The 17,256-nt window shown below is 72.5% G+C and carries 19 protein-coding genes; 6 read left to right on the top strand and 13 right to left on the bottom strand.

Features of this window, described 5'->3' with window-relative positions:
* Window positions 1–73 precede the first annotated feature (73 nt).
* The gene (locus tag AC29IT_RS26295; RefSeq protein WP_488220448.1) at window positions 74–799 is read left to right on the top strand and encodes a TetR/AcrR family transcriptional regulator; all 726 of its coding nucleotides are present in this window, start codon (window positions 74–76) and stop codon (window positions 797–799) included.
* Window positions 800–1,019: 220 nt separating this feature from the next.
* On the opposite strand, the gene hisI is transcribed toward AC29IT_RS26295, so the two are convergent.
* The 7 genes from hisI to AC29IT_RS26260 form a co-directional block, all read right to left on the bottom strand.
* Window positions 1,020–1,382 (bottom strand): phosphoribosyl-AMP cyclohydrolase, encoded by a 363-nt coding sequence (gene hisI, locus AC29IT_RS26290; RefSeq protein ID WP_358436146.1) that lies wholly within the window; start codon window positions 1,380–1,382, stop codon window positions 1,020–1,022.
* The gene (gene hisF / locus AC29IT_RS26285; RefSeq protein WP_358436144.1) at window positions 1,379–2,152 is read right to left on the bottom strand and encodes an imidazole glycerol phosphate synthase subunit HisF; all 774 of its coding nucleotides are present in this window, start codon (window positions 2,150–2,152) and stop codon (window positions 1,379–1,381) included. The genes hisI and hisF overlap by 4 nt, the downstream gene beginning before the upstream one ends.
* Window positions 2,153–2,238: 86 nt before the next feature.
* A complete protein-coding gene (priA, locus tag AC29IT_RS26280) occupies window positions 2,239–2,970 on the bottom strand; it encodes a bifunctional 1-(5-phosphoribosyl)-5-((5-phosphoribosylamino)methylideneamino)imidazole-4-carboxamide isomerase/phosphoribosylanthranilate isomerase PriA (RefSeq protein ID WP_224959554.1) in 732 nt (243 codons plus the stop codon).
* 64 nt (window positions 2,971–3,034) lie between these two features.
* Complete coding sequence (locus AC29IT_RS26275; RefSeq protein ID WP_358436141.1) at window positions 3,035–3,214, bottom strand: hypothetical protein; 180 nt, start codon at window positions 3,212–3,214, stop codon at window positions 3,035–3,037.
* 19 nt (window positions 3,215–3,233) lie between these two features.
* Window positions 3,234–3,863, bottom strand: coding sequence for an imidazole glycerol phosphate synthase subunit HisH (gene hisH / locus AC29IT_RS26270; protein WP_358436138.1), 630 nt, complete (start codon window positions 3,861–3,863; stop codon window positions 3,234–3,236).
* Between the two features lie 9 nt (window positions 3,864–3,872).
* The gene (locus tag AC29IT_RS26265; protein ID WP_488220447.1) at window positions 3,873–4,802 is read right to left on the bottom strand and encodes a transketolase family protein; all 930 of its coding nucleotides are present in this window, start codon (window positions 4,800–4,802) and stop codon (window positions 3,873–3,875) included.
* Window positions 4,799–5,509: a thiamine pyrophosphate-dependent enzyme gene (locus tag AC29IT_RS26260; protein WP_488220446.1), complete on the bottom strand. Its 711-nt coding sequence runs from the start codon at window positions 5,507–5,509 to the stop codon at window positions 4,799–4,801. Before AC29IT_RS26260 ends, AC29IT_RS26265 begins: the two co-directional genes overlap by 4 nt.
* Window positions 5,510–5,757: 248 nt before the next feature.
* Between AC29IT_RS26260 and AC29IT_RS26255 the strand changes: the two genes are divergently transcribed.
* Together AC29IT_RS26255 and soxR are read left to right on the top strand one after the other, a co-directional pair.
* A complete protein-coding gene (locus AC29IT_RS26255) occupies window positions 5,758–7,011 on the top strand; it encodes a PucR-like N-terminal domain-containing protein (RefSeq protein ID WP_488220445.1) in 1,254 nt (417 codons plus the stop codon).
* A gap of 27 nt (window positions 7,012–7,038) precedes the next feature.
* Window positions 7,039–7,500 (top strand): redox-sensitive transcriptional activator SoxR, encoded by a 462-nt coding sequence (gene soxR / locus AC29IT_RS26250; protein ID WP_488220444.1) that lies wholly within the window; start codon window positions 7,039–7,041, stop codon window positions 7,498–7,500.
* Window positions 7,501–7,512: 12 nt separating this feature from the next.
* Here the strand turns inward: soxR and AC29IT_RS26245 are convergent, their stop codons facing one another.
* Both AC29IT_RS26245 and AC29IT_RS26240 read right to left on the bottom strand, forming a co-directional pair.
* Complete coding sequence (locus AC29IT_RS26245) at window positions 7,513–8,196, bottom strand: response regulator (RefSeq protein WP_488220443.1); 684 nt, start codon at window positions 8,194–8,196, stop codon at window positions 7,513–7,515.
* The gene (locus AC29IT_RS26240; protein WP_488220442.1) at window positions 8,193–9,788 is read right to left on the bottom strand and encodes a sensor histidine kinase; all 1,596 of its coding nucleotides are present in this window, start codon (window positions 9,786–9,788) and stop codon (window positions 8,193–8,195) included. Before AC29IT_RS26240 ends, AC29IT_RS26245 begins: the two co-directional genes overlap by 4 nt.
* Before the next feature lie 157 nt (window positions 9,789–9,945).
* On the opposite strand from AC29IT_RS26240, the gene AC29IT_RS26235 reads away from it, so the two are divergent.
* Both AC29IT_RS26235 and AC29IT_RS26230 read left to right on the top strand, forming a co-directional pair.
* Window positions 9,946–11,325 carry a cation:dicarboxylate symporter family transporter gene (locus AC29IT_RS26235; protein ID WP_358436121.1) on the top strand — a complete coding sequence of 460 codons (1,380 nt, stop codon included), beginning with the start codon at window positions 9,946–9,948 and terminating at the stop codon, window positions 11,323–11,325.
* A 47-nt stretch (window positions 11,326–11,372) separates the two neighbouring features.
* Window positions 11,373–12,296, top strand: coding sequence for a CE1 family esterase (locus tag AC29IT_RS26230; RefSeq protein ID WP_488220441.1), 924 nt, complete (start codon window positions 11,373–11,375; stop codon window positions 12,294–12,296).
* A gap of 259 nt (window positions 12,297–12,555) precedes the next feature.
* Here the strand turns inward: AC29IT_RS26230 and AC29IT_RS26225 are convergent, their stop codons facing one another.
* The 4 genes from AC29IT_RS26225 to hisD are packed head-to-tail and all read right to left on the bottom strand — an operon-like array spanning window position 12,556 to window position 15,819.
* The gene (locus AC29IT_RS26225) at window positions 12,556–12,708 is read right to left on the bottom strand and encodes a hypothetical protein (RefSeq protein ID WP_358436116.1); all 153 of its coding nucleotides are present in this window, start codon (window positions 12,706–12,708) and stop codon (window positions 12,556–12,558) included.
* Window positions 12,709–13,341, bottom strand: coding sequence for an imidazoleglycerol-phosphate dehydratase HisB (hisB, locus tag AC29IT_RS26220; protein WP_224959578.1), 633 nt, complete (start codon window positions 13,339–13,341; stop codon window positions 12,709–12,711).
* Entirely contained in the window at window positions 13,338–14,468 is a 1,131-nt protein-coding gene (locus AC29IT_RS26215; protein WP_488220440.1) for a histidinol-phosphate transaminase, read from the bottom strand. Before AC29IT_RS26215 ends, hisB begins: the two co-directional genes overlap by 4 nt.
* A gap of 22 nt (window positions 14,469–14,490) precedes the next feature.
* On the bottom strand, window positions 14,491–15,819 hold the full coding sequence (gene hisD / locus AC29IT_RS26210) for a histidinol dehydrogenase (protein WP_488220439.1): 1,329 nt from the start codon (window positions 15,817–15,819) through the stop codon (window positions 14,491–14,493).
* A 197-nt stretch (window positions 15,820–16,016) separates the two neighbouring features.
* On the opposite strand from hisD, the gene AC29IT_RS26205 reads away from it, so the two are divergent.
* The gene (locus tag AC29IT_RS26205; RefSeq protein WP_358436104.1) at window positions 16,017–17,243 is read left to right on the top strand and encodes a M14 family metallopeptidase; all 1,227 of its coding nucleotides are present in this window, start codon (window positions 16,017–16,019) and stop codon (window positions 17,241–17,243) included.
* Window positions 17,244–17,256: the final 13 nt, after the last annotated feature.

Genomic DNA, 17,256 nt, shown 5'->3' with positions numbered 1-17,256 from the left:
CACCGGCCGCGTCGCAGCGGTCGGGCGGCGGGGGTTTTGCGGGCCGCTCGGGGCACCGACGAAGATGGCAGGGGTGAACAGCGGCACCGGCGATCAAGGCGGCACCGGCGATCAGGACGGCACCGGCCGTCAGGACGAGCTCGGCGAGCGCAGCCCCGGCGAGCGCGCGGACGGTCGCGGCTCCGACCGGGACGAGCCGGACGGCCGGAAGCGGCGCGGCCGGCGCGCGGGCGGGCAGGACACCCGGGCCGCGCTGGTCTCCGCCGCCCGCGAGGTGTTCGCCGAATCCGGCTACAACGACGCCACGGTGCGCGTGATCGCCACCCGGGCGGGCGTCGACCCGGCGATGGTCAACCACTGGTTCGGCGGCAAGGAGGCCCTGTTCACCGCGGCCGTGCACATCCCCATCGACCCGGCCACCGTCATCCCGGCGCTGCTGGCCGGGGACCGGGAGCTGCTCGCCGAGCGCATCCTGCGGCGGTTCCTCGGCGTGTGGGACGAGGCGGGTGGCCGTGCGTTCGCCGCGCTCGTGCGCAGCGTCGCCTCGCACCGCTCGGCGCTGCGGCTGCTGCGCGAGTTCGTCGCCACCGTGATCATCGACCGGCTGGTGCGGGAGCTGCGGATGGACCGGCCGGAGCTGCGCGCCGCGCTCAGCGCCTCGCAGATCATCGGGCTCGGCATCACCCGGTACGTGGTGGAGCTGGAACCGCTGGCCTCCGCCGACCACGACACCGTGGTGGCCGCGATCGCGCCGAACCTGCAGCGCTACCTCACCGGCGAACTCGGGTCGGAGGGCTAGTCCAGCGGGCCGGTTCGACCGGTCGCCTCTGGCGTCCGGGTCGGGCATCCGATTCAGTCGTCCGGTCAGGCACCCGAGGCAGGCGTCCGGGTTCAGACGTCCGGTCAGGCATCCGCCCAGGTGTCCAGGCTCGGGCCGCCGGGTTCAGACGTCCGATTCCGGCCCCCGATTCGGGCGTCCGGGTTCAGCCGTCCCAGGCACCCGGGCGCGGGCGTCCGGTTCAGGCCCCCGGTCCGGCGGGCTCCCCGAGCAGCACGTCGGCGTCGAAGCAGGTGCGATCACCGGTGTGGCAGGCCGCGCCCACCTGGTCGACCACCAGCAGCACCGTGTCCCCGTCGCAGTCCAGCCGCACCTCGTGCACGTGCTGCACGTGCCCGGAGGTCTCGCCCTTCGCCCAGTACTCCCCGCGGCTGCGGGAGAAGTAGGTGCCGCGGCGGGTGGTGAGCGTGCGGTGCAGCGCCTCGTCGTCCATCCACGCCATCATCAGCACTTCGCCGGTGCCGCGCTGCTGCGCGACCGCGGCCACCAGGCCGTCGGCGTTGCGCTTGAGGCGGGCGGCGATCGCCGGGTCGAGCTCGCTCATCGGACGGTGATCCCTTCCGCGCGCATCGCGTCCTTGACCTCGCCGATCCGCAGCTGGCCGAAGTGGAAGACGCTGGCCGCGAGGACCGCGTCCGCCCCGGCGCGCACCGCGGGCGCGAAGTGCTCGACCGCGCCGGCGCCGCCGCTGGCGATCAGCGGCACGTCGACGCGGGAGCGGACCGCGCGGATCAGTTCCAGGTCGAAGCCGGCCTTGGTGCCGTCGGCGTCCATCGAGTTCAACAGGATCTCGCCGACGCCGAGCTCCTGGGCGCGCTCGGCCCATTCGACGGCGCAGATCCCGGTGCCGCGGCGGCCGCCGTGCGTGGTGACCTCGAAACCGGAGGCGGTCGGCTGCTCCCCTTCCGGGACGCGGCGGGCGTCGGCGGAGAGCACGATGCACTGCGCGCCGAACCGGTGCGAGGCCTCGCGGAGCAGTTCGGGGCGGGCGATGGCGGCGGTGTTCACGCTCACCTTGTCGGCGCCCGCGCGTAGCAGCCGGTTCACGTCGTCGGCGCTGCGGACGCCGCCGCCGACGGTCAGCGGGATGAACACCTGCTCGGCGGTGCGGCGCACCACCTCGAACGTGGTCTCCCGGTCCCCGGATGACGCGGTGACGTCGAGGAAGGTGAGCTCGTCGGCGTGCTCCGCGTCGTAGGTCTTCGCCAGTTCGACCGGATCGCCCGCGTCCCGCAGGTCCGTGAAGTTGACACCCTTGACGACCCGCCCGGCGTCCACGTCCAGGCAGGGGATCACTCGTACCGCGACGCCCATGCCTCCAGCGTAGGCCGTGCGCGGCGGCCGTCGCGGCACCGGGTCGGCCCGGCGGTGCGGGGTGCGCATCGCCGGGCCCGGTCCGATCAGGACACCGCGGCGAGGGCCTCTTCGAGGGTGAAGTTCCCGGCGTACAAGGCCTTGCCGACGATGGAGCCCTCGACGCCCAGCGGCGCGAGTTCGGCCAGCGCCCGCAGGTCGTCCACACTGGACACTCCGCCGGAGGCGACGACGGGTGCCTCGGTGCGGGCGCAGACCTCGCGCAGCAGCTCGGTGTTCGGGCCCTGCAGGGTGCCGTCCTTGCTCACGTCGGTGACGACGTAGCGGCGGCAGCCCGCGGCGTCCAGCCGGGCCAGCACCTCCCACAGGTCACCGCCGTCGCGGGTCCAGCCGCGGGCGGCGAGCCGGTGCCCCTCCTCGGTGATGCGCACGTCCAGGCCGACGGCGACCTGCTCCCCGTGCTCGGCGACCACGCGGTCCGCCCACTCGGGGTTCTCCAGCGCCGCGGTGCCCAGGTTCACCCGGTGGCAGCCGGTGGCCAGCGCGGCCTTGAGCGAATCGTCGTCGCGGATGCCACCGGAGAGCTCCACCCGCACGTCGAGCCGCCGCACCACGTCGGCCAGCAGCTCCCGGTTGGAGCCGCGACCGAACGCCGCGTCGAGGTCCACCAGGTGGATCCACTCGGCTCCGGCGCGTTGCCAGGCGAGGGCCGCCTCCAGCGGATCGCCGTAGGAGGTCTCGGTTCCGGCGGCGCCCTGGACCAGGCGGACGGCCTGGCCATCGGCCACGTCAACTGCGGGAAGAAGCGTGAAAGTCACGCGGCAACTGTATCTGGCGGCCCGATGCAGGCCGTCCGGCACGGCCGCGGGCCGGCGGTGCGGGTCAGCGGTGCCGGTCGCCGGAGCGGGTCGCGGCGATCACGGGGACCAGCAGGACCAGCACCGCGAGCACCAGCACCAGCCAGGCGGGCACGCCGGCTTCGACGAGGTAGGTGGAGCTGAAGCCCGCGACGACCCCCACGGCGAGGACCAGGGCCACCACCCGGGCGCCGCGCGGGTTCATCAATCCGTGGCGGCGCACGTCACAGCGTCCCGAGCCAGTTGCGCAGCAGCCGGGAGCCCGCTTCGCCGGACTTCTCCGGGTGGAACTGCGTCGCCGAGAGCGGGCCGTTCTCGACCGCGGCGACGAACGGCTCACCGTGCTCGGACCAGGTCACCTTGGCCGGGGCGACGGTCTCGGACTCGGGCAGCTCCCAGCGGCGGGCGGCGAAGGAGTGCACGAAGTAGAACCGGGTGCCCGGTTCCATCCCGGCGAACAGCACCGAGTCGGCGGGCGGCGAGACCTCGTTCCAGCCCATGTGCGGCAGCACGTCCGCCTTGAGCCGCTCCACGTCGCCGGGCCACTGGCCGCAGCCGTCGGCCTGCACGCCGTGCTCCACACCGCGGTCGAACAGCACCTGCATGCCCACGCAGATGCCGAGCACGGGCCGGCCGCCCGCCAGCCGCCGATCGATGATCTCGTCCCCACCGGCGGCGAGCAGGCCTTCCATGCAGGCCGCGAACGCGCCGACGCCGGGGACGACGAGCCCGTCGGCCTCGACGGCGGCCTGCGCGTCCGAGGTCACCCGCACGTCGGCGCCCGCGTGTTCCAGGGCGCGTTCGGCGGAGCGCAGGTTGCCGGAGCCATAGTCCAAAACGACGACGCGTGCCACGCCGCCAGGCTACCGGCCGCCCGTGGCGAGGAATCCGCGGATCGACCGGGCCAGGCCCGTGGGGTCCAACCCGTGCGCGGCCTCGTGCTCGTCGGCGGTGCCGTAGGCGCGCAGTTCCGCGTCCCGCCGCACGCCCAGCCCGAGCACCCGGTGCGGCACGTCGGCCAGCGCGGCGTTCGCGGCCGCCGTGGAGGTGTCCCGCAGGTAGGGCTCCACCAGCACCACGTCCGGGGTCGCCGCCAGCGCCGCCGCGCGCAGCCCCGCCGCGTCGAACGGCCGGACGGTGGCGGCGTAGAGCACCGTCACGTCCAACCCGGCCGTCGCCGCCAGCACCGGCCGCAGCATCGGCCCCACCGCGAGCACCACTCCGGAGCGGCCCTCGCGCACCACCCGGAACCGGCGTCCGACCGGGAGCGGGGCGTCATTGGTGCGCTCGCTCATCCGCAGGTACACGAGGTCGTCGGTGAGCAGCGCCGCGCTGAGCAGTTCGGCGAACTCCCGGGGGTGTCCGGGCACGTGCACCGTCCAGTCCGGCAGCGTGTCCAGCAGCGCCACGTCACCGGGGGCCATGTGGGTGCGGCCCGCGGCCGGGTAGTCGTAGGACGCGCCGGTGCTGACGAGGACGGCGCCCACTCCCTGGTGGTTGAGGTCCAGCTTGAGCTGCTCGAACGGCCGTTCCACCAGGAACGGTGCGATCGAGTGCACGACGGGCCGCATGCCGGTGAGCGCGAGCCCGCCCGCGACGCCGATCAGCGCCTGCTCCCGGATGCCCACGTTGATCACCCGGTCGGGATGGCGCGCGGCGGCGCCGGTGAACCGGTCGGCGGAGATCTCGGCGAGCACCACCGCGAGCCGCGGGTCCGCGTCGAGAGCGGCGCCGACGATGTCGGTGAACTCCTCGCGCATCGGGCGGGTGCGGGGTTCGGTCGGGGCGGTCATGCGAGCTCCTTCGGTTCGACGCGGGCGATGACGGCGAGCGGTCGGTCGGGTCGGGTGTCGGTGAAGGCGTGCTGCAGGGCGTCGTGGTCGCGGCCGTCGACGGTGTGCGCGGCCCAGCCCTCGCGGGCGAACCGCTCCGCGATGCCGCCGGGCCAGCCGTGCGAGTCGGAGGCGTTGTCGATCACGACCGCGGTCAGCCCTCCCGTCCCGAGGCGGCCGGCGACGGTGATCGCCTCGTGGTTGCTGCCCTCGCCGAGTTCGGCGTCGCCGACGAGCACGACGACGCGCGGCCGGGTGCGGCCCTGCGCGCGGAGACCGAGAGCGGTGCCGAGCGCCAGCGGCAGCCCGTGGCCGAGGGAGCCGCTGCCGATCTCGACGCCGGGTGCGAGCAGCCGGTCCGGGTGCTGGCCGAGGCGGGAGTCGAAGCCGCTCCAGCCGTCGAGCTCGGCGGGGTCGAGGAAGCCCTTCGCGGCGAGCACCGCGTAGTAGGCCATCGGCCCATGCCCCTTGGACAGCAGGAAGCGGTCCCGGTCCGGGTCGTCGGGGTGCGCGGGGTCGACGGCGAGGATGCGTTCGTAGAGCACCCAGAGCACGTCGAGGGTGGAGGTGGCGGCGGGCGAGTGCTTCTCGTCGCCGGACATCCGGCCGAGCAGCGCGGGCAGGTCCGGGTAGCCGAGCCCGGTTCCGGTGGCGGTGGAAGTGGTCATGCGGACAGCCTCGAACTTCGAGTTGACTCGAAGTCAAGGGATTCGTCACCGATCCACAGTGGACTCCTCGAATAAGAGGCGAATCTTCTTCATGTTGACCCCGCGCGCATCGCCCACCTTCGTATTCACCCGAATTGCCGGTTGGGGTCGAGCGGAACCGCTCATTAAAGTCCCTACTCTCTAGTAGTAACTTTCCCGGTGGCACTTCCGGAACCGATCCGGCGCCCACCCGACAGGAGAAGGAGCCCATGCCGACGAGGGTGGCCCGCACCGGCACACCGGACCTGTGGGCGGCGCTGCCCAGCGAACTCGCCCCCGTCCTGCGACCCGAGCTGAGCAGCCTCGCCACCCAGATCCGCACCGAGATCCAGCTCCGAATCCCCGAATACGCGCGGCCGATGGACGAGCAGTACGTGCGCGCCATCCAACGCGGTGTCGACGAAGCGCTCAGCCAGTTCGTCGACCAGATCGCCGACCCCACCGCACCGCAGGAACGCTGCGCCGAAGTGCACCGGGCGCTCGGCAAGGCCGAAATGCACGAAGGCCGCAGCCTCGACAGCCTGCAGGCGGCCTACCGGCTCGGCGCCCGCCTCGCCTGGCGGCGCACCGCCCGCATCGGCGAACGCGCCCGCATCGCGCCCCGCACCATGCTGCTGCTCGGCGAAGCGATCTACGCGCACATCGACGAGCTCGCCGCGCTCTCCGTCGAAGGGTTCGCCGAAGCGCAGGCCCGCGCCGCGGGCACCCGGGCCCGGCGCAGGCGTCGACTGCTGGAACTGCTGCTCACCGATCCGCAGCCACCGCGCCGCATCCTCGCCGAAGCCGCCGAGGCCGCCCACTGGACGCTGCCGGACACCCTCGTCGTCGCCGCGCTCGAACGCACCGGCGGAGCGGAACCCCGCAGCGCACCGCTCGGCGGCTGGGACGCGCTCGGCGACCTCGACGGCGACCACCCGCACCTGCTGGTGCCGCACCCCGCGGACGCCACCGGCGAACCGCCGTGGGAGCAGCAGCTCGCGGGCTGGCGGGTCGCGCTCGGACCCCGGGTCGAGCTGCACCGGGCACCGCACGCGCTGCGGTGGGCGCGCGAGCTCCTCGACCTCTCGCACGCCGGACTCGTGCCGGACCGGCCCGTGCTGCACTGCGAGGACCACCTCACGCACCTGCTGCTGCTCAGCGACGAGACCCTGACCCGGCAGATCGTGCACACCCGCCTCGCCCCGCTCGACCGGCTCAAGCCGAAGCAGCAGATCCGGCTCGCCGATACCCTGCTGGCCTGGCTGCAGACCCGCGGCGGCGCCCCCGAGGTCGCGCACCGGCTACAGGTGCACCCGCAGACGGTGCGCTACCGCCTGCACCAGCTCGAAGACCTCTTCGGCGACGCGCTCACCGACCCGCAGGCCCGGTTCGAGCTGGAGATCGCGCTGCGCGCCGCCGGACGCCTGCTCAGCTACGGCGCGCTCATCCCGGAGGCCACGACCGCGGGCGGAAGTTCGACCTAACGCGAAGTTCGCGGCTACGTTGGGGGCATGTCGGCACTGCCCTCCCTGCTCACCATCGGCGAAGTCGCGCACCGCAGCGGAGTCGCCCAGACCGCGCTGCGCTTCTACGAGCAACGCGGCCTGATCGCCTCCACCCGCACCGGCGGCAACCAGCGCCGCTACGGACGGCCCGTGCTGCGCAGGCTCGCGTTCATCCGCGCCGCCCAACGCGTGGGGCTCAGCTTGGAGCAGATCTCCGACGCGCTCGCGACGCTGCCCACCGACCACGCGCCCACCAAGGCCGACTGGACGCGGCTGTCCCGCTCCTGGCGGGACGAGCTCGACGCGCGCATCGACGGGCTGCAACGGCTGCGCGACCGGCTCAGCGGGTGCATCGGCTGCGGCTGCCTGTCGCTGCGCACCTGCGCGCTGAACAACGCCGAGGACCAGATGGCCGCCCAAGGCCCCGGCTCGCCGCTGCTCAAGCCGTCCGCGGACCGGTCCTCCTGACCGGAGTTCCCCCTAGCCGGAGTTCTCGACCCAGCGGTAGAACATCTCCGGGCGCCCCACCCCGCCGTAGCGCGGCTCGCGGCCCGCCATCCCGTTGTCCACCAAGTACTCCAGGTAGCGGCGCGCCGTCACCCGCGACACCCCCGCCAGCTCGCCCACCGCGCCCGCGGCCGCGCCCTCCCGGTGCGCGCGCAGCGCCGAGACCACCGCGGCCAGCGTCTCCTCCCCCATGCCCTTCGGCAGCGACGCGCGGTCCACCCCGCGCAGGGTGGAGAACGCCCGGTCGATCTCGCTCTGCCCGCTGGCCTCCCGGTCGTGCCCGAGGCTCTGCCGGAACCGGGCGTAGTGCTCCAGCTTCTCCCGCATCGCCGCGAACGTGAACGGTTTCAGCAGGTACTGCACCACGCCGCTGGCCACCGACGCGCGCACCACCCGCAGGTCCCGCGCCGAGGTCACCGCGATCACGTCCGCGTTGCTGCCCGTGTTGCGCAGCGCCCGCGCCACCGCCAGCCCGTCCATGTCCGGCAGCCGCAGGTCCAGCAGCACCAGGTCCACCTGGGTGTGCTCCAGGAACCGCAGCGCCTCCTGCCCGGTGCGGGCGCGCCCGGCCACCTCGAAACCGTCCACCCTGGACACGTAGAGCTCGTGCGCCTCGCCCGCCACCGGGTCGTCCTCCACCACCAGCACCGAGATCACGAGCGCACCTCGGCCAGCGGGATCCGCACCTCGAACCGGCCGCCCGGGCCCGCGCCGACCCGCACCGACCCGCCGTAGCGCCGCGCGCTGCGGCCCACCAGTGCCAAGCCCAGGCCGCGGCCCGGGCGCTTCGTCGACCAGCCCCGCTCGAACACCTGCCCGGCCACCGCCGGATCGACCCCGGGCCCGTTGTCCGACACCACGATGGACAGCTCCTCCGCACCGGAGCGGATGCTCACCTCGACCCGCGGCGCGGGCACCTCGAAGGTCGCCTCCACCGCGTTGTCGATCAGATTCCCCAGGATCGTCACCAGGTCGCGGGAGCCCACCCGGCCCAGTGCCCGGTCGTCGACCGCGCTGTCCTCGGACAGCACCACCTCCACGCCCCGCTCCCGCGCCTCCGCGCTCTTGCCGAGCAGCACCGCCGCCAGCACCGGCTCGCCGACCGCTTCCACCACGCGATCCGTCAGCTGCTGCGCCAGCTCCAGCTCCGCGGTCGCGAACGCCACCGCCTCCTCGACCCGGCCCAGTTCGATCAGCGACACCACCGCGTGCAGCCGGTTCGCCGACTCGTGCGCCTGCGAGCGCAGCGACTCGGAGAACCCGCGCATCGAATCCAGTTCCCCCGTCAGCGCCTGCAACTCGGTGTGATCGCGCAACGTCACCACGCTGCCCAGGTCGCGGTCACCGCTGCACACCGCGGAGACGTTCACCAGCAGCACCCGGTCCTCGGTCACGTGCACCTCGTCGCGCACCGGTTCCCGCTCCGCGAGCGCCTCCACCAGCGGCTCCGGGAACCCCAGGTCCGCGAAGCGCGCCCGCTCCGCCACCTCTTGGTCCACCCCCAGCAGCACCGCCGCCCCATCGTTGCACAGCGTCACCGCTCCGGAGGGCGCCACCAGCAGCAGGCCTTCGCGGACCGCGTGCAGGATCGCGTCGTGGTACTCGTACATCCGGCTCAGCTCCGCCGGGGTCAGGCCGTGCGTGTGCCTGCGCAACCGCCGCGACACCAGGTATCCGCCGGCGCCGCCGAACAGCAGCGCCACCGCACCCACCCCGGCCAGCACCAGCAGCTGCCCGCTCAGCTCGGCGGTGAGCACCCGCACCGTGATGCCCACTGACACCAGCGCCCGCACCCGGCCCGACTCGTCGAGCACCGGGACCACCACCCGCACCGACGGGCCGAGGGTGCCCTCGTAGGTCTCGGTGAGCGACCTGCCGTGCTGGGCGGCGCCGATGTTGCCGACGAACCGCTTGCCGATCAGGTCCGGGTTCGGGTGCGTGTAGCGCATCCCCGACGGGTCCATGATCGTGATGAACCCGACGCCCGTCGCCGCCCGGACCCGCTCCGCCCGCGGCTGCAGGATCCGCGGCGGGTCGGCGCCGATCGCCGCCGCCAGCACGCCGGGATCGACGGCCAGCGTGTGCGCCACCGCCGCGACCTCGTCCGCCGCGGCCTCCTCGGTGCGCTGCTCCGCCGCCAGGTAGCCGAGCGCCACCCCGCTGAGCACGACCACCGCCACCACGACCACTTGCAGCACGAACAACCGGGCCGCGAGGCTGGTCCGCCCGATCCGCCGGAAATACGACATGACGTTGTTGTTGCTCCCGCATGAACTCAATGAACACAACCGTGACGGTCACCACCGGTGAGTCCGATAGTCTCCCCCGACATACTCGTGACCTGAGACACGACCGAATGAGTGAGCGCCGACCCGAGTGATCGGTACTTCCCGTAGGAGTTGACCCGTGGCAAGCAAAGACGCTGCACCCGAGGCCGCCGGTGCACCGCCGAAGAAGCGGGACCGCACCCACTTCCTGTACATCTTCGTCATCGTCGCGGTCCTGCTCGGCATCGCCGTCGGATTCGCGTTCCCCGACTTCGCCACCGCACTGAAACCGCTGGGCACCGGGTTCGTCAACCTGATCAAGATGATGATCTCGCCGGTCATCTTCTGCACCATCGTGCTGGGCGTCGGCGGCGTGCGGCAGGCCGCGAAGGTCGGCAAGGTCGGCGGCCTGGCACTGGGCTACTTCCTCGTGATGTCGTTCGTCGCGCTCGTCGTCGGGCTGCTCGTCGGCAACGTGCTGCACCCGGGTGAGGGCCTCCAGCTCACCGAAGAGCTGCGCGCCAGCGGCAGCGAGCAGGCGCCGGGCGAAGCCGAAGGCCTGTCCGGGTTCCTCATCGGCATCATCCCGAACACCCTGGTCTCCGCCCTCACCGAAGGCGAAGTGCTGCAGACGCTGCTGGTGGCGCTGCTCGCCGGGTTCGCGCTGCAGGCCCTCGGTGACAAGGGCACGCCGATCCTGCGCGGCATCGAGCACATCCAGCGGCTCGTGTTCAAGATCCTCGCGATGGTGATGTGGGTGGCCCCGATCGGCGCGTTCGGCGCCATCGCCGCCGTCGTCGGCGCCACCGGGGTCGACGCGCTCAAGGGCCTCGGCATCATCATGGCCGGCTTCTACACCACCTGCCTGCTGTTCATCTTCCTGGTGCTCGGGCCGCTGCTGTGGGCGTTCGCCCGGGTCAGCGTGTTCAAGCTGCTCGGCTACCTCGGTCGCGAGTTCCTGCTGATCCTGTCGACGTCCTCGTCGGAGGCGGCGCTGCCGCGGCTGATCGCGAAGATGGAGCACCTCGGCGTCAGCAAGCCCGTCGTCGGCATCACCGTGCCCACCGGGTACTCGTTCAACCTCGACGGCACCGCGATCTACCTGACGATGGCCTCGCTGTTCATCGCCTCCGCGATGGGTGAGCCGTTGGCGCTCGGCGAGCAGATCTCGCTGCTCGTGTTCATGATCATCGCGTCGAAGGGCGCCGCGGGCGTCAGCGGCGCCGGGCTCGCCACCCTCGCCGGTGGCCTCCAGTCGCACCGGCCGGAGCTCGTGGACGGCGTCGGCCTCATCGTCGGCATCGACCGGTTCATGTCCGAGGCCCGCGCGCTCACCAACTTCGCGGGCAACGCGATCGCCACGGTCATCATCGGCTCCTGGACCCAGGAGATCGACCGCGAGCAGATGCGGCGGGTGTTCGCCAAGGAGGACCCGTTCAACGAGCAGAGCTTCCTCGACGAGGAAGAATCCTCGTCGGCCGACGGCGATTCCGGCAAGGAACCCGTCGCTGCCAAGTGAGGTTCGCGCGGCCGCGAGCGGCGACCGCGCCGAGACAGGAGTCGATGATGCACAGAGCAGTGCTGAGCCTGCTGATCGCCCTCGGCGTGGTCGCCGCCACCGGCGCACCGGCCCTGGCCGCCCCGGAGCGGCCCGCCCCGCGCGGCGGCTGCGGCGGCGGTCCCGAGATCGAGCCGGGCACCACCGAGCACCGGGAACTCACCTCCGGTGGCCGGACGCGGGAATTCCTCGTGCACGTGCCGGAGAGCTACGACGGGGACCGGGCCACTCCGGTGGTGCTGTCCTTCCACGGCCACAACCGCACCGCCGAGTACCAGGAGCGGCTGTCGAAGTTCTCCGAGGTGGACGCGATCGCCGTCTACCCGCAGGGCCTGGTCGGCACCGACGGCGGGACCGCGTGGGAGGGCGCGCCGTATTCGGCGGACGCCGATGACGTGCAGTTCACCCGGGATCTGCTGGACCGCGTCGAGGACGACTTCTGCGTGGACACCGACCGGGTGTACGCGGCCGGGAAGTCGAACGGCGGTGGCTTCACCAACGTGCTGGCCTGCCGCCTGGGCGACCGCATCGCCGCGTTCGCGCCGGTCGCCGGGGCCTACTACCCGCAGAGCGGGGAGTGCTCGCCGTCCGCGCCGGTGCCGATGATCTCGTTCCACGGCACCGCGGACGACACGATCCCCTACGACGGGAATCCGGAGAAGGGCCTGCCCGCCATCCCGGATTGGCTCGACGGGTGGGCGGAGCGCGACGGGTGCTCCCCCGACCCGGTCACCGACGAGCCGCAGGACCTGGTCACGAAGCAGCGCTGGAGGGGCTGCGCGGACCGCGGCGCGCTGGTGCACTACCGCATCGACGAGCTCGGGCACGACTGGCCGAGCCGCTCGTCCAACCCGGACTCCGACGACCCGACGGTCATCGAAGCAACCCCCCTGATCTGGAAGTTCTTCCAAAACCACCCGCTGCACGCCTGAGCGAGAACCAGAACCCCGCGGCGCCATCGATCCGGTCCCGTCCCGTCAACGGCGAAGCCGCTGAGCCGACGACCACCCAAGACACCGGCACCGCCGCGGGTTCTCAGCGGCTTCCTCGCGAGGACAGCGATTTCACGTGTGGCGGAGCCACTCGAGAAATCGATCCCGCAGCGAGGAAGCCGCTGAGGTTCCGCCACCTAACCCCCGAAGCAACCCGAGGGGGACAACGATCTTCGCCTGGTTGCTGTTCACATCCCCGTCACAGCAACCAGGCGATCCCACCCGCCCCCGCCAGCACCGCCAGCACGCCGAGGACCACCGCCGCCAGTCGGGCGGTCTTCCAGGTCGCGGCGACGCCGCCGACGAGGAAGCCGGCGACGGCCAGCAGCACGATCGGGCCGAGCGCCTGCATTTACAGCGCACCCTTCGTGGACGGGACCACGCCGGCGAACCGCGGGTCGGGTTCCACGGCGGCGCGCAGCGCGCGGGCGATCGCCTTGTACTGGGCTTCGGCGATGTGGTGCGGGTCCCGGCCGTGGATCACCCGCACGTGCAGGTTGATCTGCGAGTGGAACGCCAGCGACTCGAACACGTGCCGGTTCAGCACGAACGGGTAGTTCCCGCCGATGGTGAAGCTGTTGTACTGCTCGGGCTCCCCGGTCAGCACGCAGTACGAGCGGCCGGAGACGTCCACGGCGGCGTGCGCCAGGGTCTCGTCCATCGGGATCCAGGCGTCGCCGAAGCGGCGGATGCCCTTCTTGTCGCCGAGCGCCTGGCGCAAGGCCTGCCCGAGCACGATCGCCGTGTCCTCGACGGTGTGGTGGGCGTCGATGTCGATGTCGCCGGACGCCTTCACCGTCAGGTCGAACGCGGCGTGCGTGCCCAGCGCGGTGAGCATGTGGTCGTAGAACGGCACCGTGGTGTCGATGTCGACCTGCCCGGTGCCGTCGAGGTCCAGCTCGACCAGCACGGAGGATTCCTTGGTGGTGCGCTCCACCTTGCCGGTGCGGGTGCCCGGCGCGAACGCCGCCTCGGTCGCCGTCATCGCGTGTTCTCCTCGTTCACCGCGTCCATCAGGCCCTTGCTCGAGGCCAGGAACGCGTCGTTCTCCTCGGGGGTGCCGATGGTGACCCGCAGGTGTCCGGCGATGCCGACGTCGCGGATCAGCACTCCGGCGTCCAGGTAGCGCTGCCACGCCGCGTGCGCGTCGGTGAACCGGCCGAACAGCACGAAGTTCGCGTCGCTGTGCACGGGGCTGAAGCCGAGTTCGCCCAGCCGCGCCACGACGCGGTCGCGCTCGTCGGCCAGCGCCCGCACCGAGCCGAGGGTCGCCTTCGCGTGCCGCAGCGCGGCGCGGGCGGCGGCCTGGGTCGGCGCCGACAGGTGGTACGGCAGCCGCACCAGCAGCAGCGCGTCGATCATCGCGGGGGCGGCGGCGAGGTAGCCGAGCCTGCCGCCGGCGAACGCGAACGCCTTGCTCATGGTGCGGCTGACGATGATCTTCGCCGGGTAGTCGTCGATCAGCTCGATCGCGCTCGGTTCGGTGCAGAACTCGATGTAGGCCTCGTCGACCACCACGATCCCCGGAGCGGCGTCGAGCACCGCGCGCAGGTCCTGCTGCGGGACCACCTGGCCGGTCGGGTTGTTCGGGCTGGTCACGAACACCACGTCCGGGCGGCGCTCGGCCACGATCGCCGCCGCCTGCGCCCCGTCCAGGCTGAAGTCGGCGCGGCGGGGCGCGGGCAGCCAGTCGGTGCGGGTGCCCGCGGACAGGATCGGGTGCATCGAGTACGACGGTTCGAAGCCCAGGGCGCTGCGCCCCGGCCCGCCGAACGCCTGCAGCACCTGCTGCAGCACCTCGTTGGACCCGTTCGCGGCCCAGACGTTGCGGTGCGAGACGGCGACGCCGGTGGCGCCGCTGAGGTACGCGGCCAGGTCCTCCCGCAGCGCCACCGCGTCCCGGTCCGGGTAGCGGTGCAGCGACTCGGCCGCTTCGCGGACCGCCTCGGCCACGTCGGCCACGAGTTCGGGCGGCGGCGGGTAGGGGTTCTCGTTGGTGTTCAGCCGCACCGGCACGTCCAGCTGCGGGGCGCCGTAGGGGCTGCGGCCGCGCAGGTCCTCGCGCAGCGGAAGGTCGGTCAGCGCCACGTCGGCGCCGAGCACGTCGCTCATGGTTCTCTCTTCGAGGTGTGGGTCAGCGGTCGAGTCCGGACGGGAAGCGGGCCGTGACGGCCTGCCCGTGCGCGGGCAGGTCCTCGGCGTCGGCGAGCGCGACGACCTTCCCCGCCACCTCCCGCAACGCCTGCTCGTCGTAGGAGATGACGTGGATGCCGCGCAGGAAGCTCTGCACGCTCAGCCCGGAGGAGTGCCGCGCGCAGCCGCCGGTGGGCAGCACGTGGTTCGAGCCCGCGCAGTAGTCGCCGAGCGACACCGGCGCGTGCGGCCCGACGAAGATCGCGCCCGCGTTGCGCACCCGCGCGGCGACGGCGTCCGCGTCGGCGGTCTGGATCTCCAGGTGCTCGGCGGCGTAGGCGTCGACGACGGTGAGGCCGTCACCGACGGTGCCGACCAGCACGCAGCCGGACTGCTCGCCGGTGAGCGCGGTGCGGATCCGCTCGGTGTGCTTGGTCAGCGGCACCTGGCGGTCCAGTTCCGCGTCCACCGCGTCGGCCAGTTCCGGCGAGGTCGTGACCAGCACGCTCGCCGCCAGCGGGTCGTGCTCGGCCTGGCTGATCAGGTCGGCGGCCACGTGCACCGGGTCGGCGGTGTCGTCGGCCAGCACCGCGATCTCGGTCGGCCCGGCCTCCGCGTCGATGCCGATGACGCTGCGCAGGTGCCGCTTCGCCGCGGTGACGAACACGTTGCCAGGTCCGGTCACCAGGTCCGCGGGCAGCAGTTCGGCGCCGTCGGTGTCCTGCCCGCCGTAGGCGAGCAGCGCGACCGCCTGGGCACCGCCGACCGCCCACACCTCGTCGACCTCGAGCAGCGCGGCCGCCGCGAGGATCGTGGGGTGCGGCAGCCCGCCGAACTCGGCCTGCGGCGGCGAGCACACCACCAGCGATTCGACCCCGGCCGCCTGCGCGGGCACCACGTTCATCACGACGCTCGACGGGTACACGGCGAGGCCGCCCGGCGCGTACAGCCCGACCCGGGCGACCGGCACCCAGCGCTCGGTGACGGTGCCACCCGGCACCACCTCGGTGGTGACGTCGGTGCGCCGCTGGTCGCCGTGCACGCGGCGTGCGCGGTCGATGGATTCCTGCAGGGCTTCGCGCACCGCCGGGTCGAGCCGCTCCAGCGCGCCGACCAGCTCGGCGGCGGGCACCCGCACCTGCTCGGGCCGCACCCGGTCGAACTTCTCGGCGTACTCCAGCACCGCGTCGGCACCGCGGTCGCGGACCGCCTCGATCACCGGCCGCACCTGGTGCAGCACGTGCTCCACGTCCGTGTCGGCGCGCGGCAGCGTGGCGCGCAGCTCGGCGGTGGACGGAACACGACCGCGCAGGTCGGTACGGGTGAGCATGGGCGTCCTTTCAGTGCGGACGGATGTGGGCTACTAGCTCGGTCACCAGGGTAATCGCCCTGTTCGGCGGCGTCCGACGCGCGTCCGCGCGCGAACGGTAAACGGTGATCCGCCGCTTCCGACGTAAGTGGGTTGCCAACCGAGCGTGACTCGGGGACGCTCTCTTGATCACCATCCGTGATCGATCGGGAGGCCCGATGTCCAGCGCACGGCGCAGAGCAACGGCGGTGGCGGCCACCGCATCCCTGGCACTGCTCCTTCCCGTCCAGGCGAGCGTCGCCGCACCCCGGACCGAGCCCGCGCCCGCTGCGGCCGCGGCGGGCGGGGTGTATTCGGTACCGAACACCGACAGCCGGATCCGGACCGACATCAACGCCTCCGGAGCCCAGGTGCTCGGTGCGAAGGACGGCGTGGCGACGGTGGAGGCCACCGCGGCGCAGGCGGAGCAGCTGCGCGCGCAGGGCTTCGACCTGCAGCAGAAGGCGACTCCGCGGGACTTCCCGCCCGGGGACGAGGCGTACCACAACTACGACGAGATGGTCGCCGAGCTCGACCAGATCGTCGCCGACCACCCGGACATCGCCGCGAAGTCCAGCCTCGGCACGAGCTTCGAGGGCCGGGACATCCCGCTGCTCAAGGTCAGCGGCAACGTCGCGGAGGACGAGGACGAGCCGGAGGTCCTGTTCGACTGCAACCAGCACGCGCGCGAGCACCTCACCACCGAGATGTGCCTGCAGATCGCGAACCGGCTCACCGACGGCTACGCCGACGACCCCGCGGTCAAGGAGAACGTCGACACCCGCGAGGTGTGGATCGTCCCCTCGGTGAACGTCGACGGTTCCACCTACGACGTGGAGTCGGGCGAGTACCAGGGCTGGCGGAAGAACCGGCAGGACGCCGGCACCGACCTGAACCGCAACTGGGGTTACAAGTGGGGCTGCTGCGGCGGCGCCAGCGACGACCCGCAGGACGAGACCTACCGCGGCACCGAGGCGTTCTCCGCCCCGGAGACGAAGGCGCTGGCCGATTTCATCGACTCCCGCGTGGTCGGCGGCGAGCAGCAGATCAAGTCGGCGATCGACTTCCACACCTTCTCGGAGCTCGTGCTCTGGCCGTTCGGGCACACCCAGGACGACGTGACCGAGGGGATGACGCAGGCCGAGCACGACCGGTTCGAGAAGGTCGGCACCGAGATGGCCGAGACGAACGGGTACACCCCGCAGCAGTCCAGCGACCTCTACGCCACCGACGGCGACAGCCTCGACTGGATGTGGGGCAAGCACAAGATCCTCGCGTTCACCCTGGAGATGTACCCCTCCGACGGTGGCCTCGACGGGTTCTACCCGCCGGGTGACGTGATCGAGCGCGAGACCGCCCGCAACGACGGTGCGGTGGACATCGCGCTCCGCGAAGCCGGCGCCTGAGCCGAGGTTCGCG

This window comes from Saccharopolyspora sp. MMCC62 (assembly GCF_057736575.1).
This window is presented reverse-complemented; position numbering and strand designations above follow the sequence as displayed.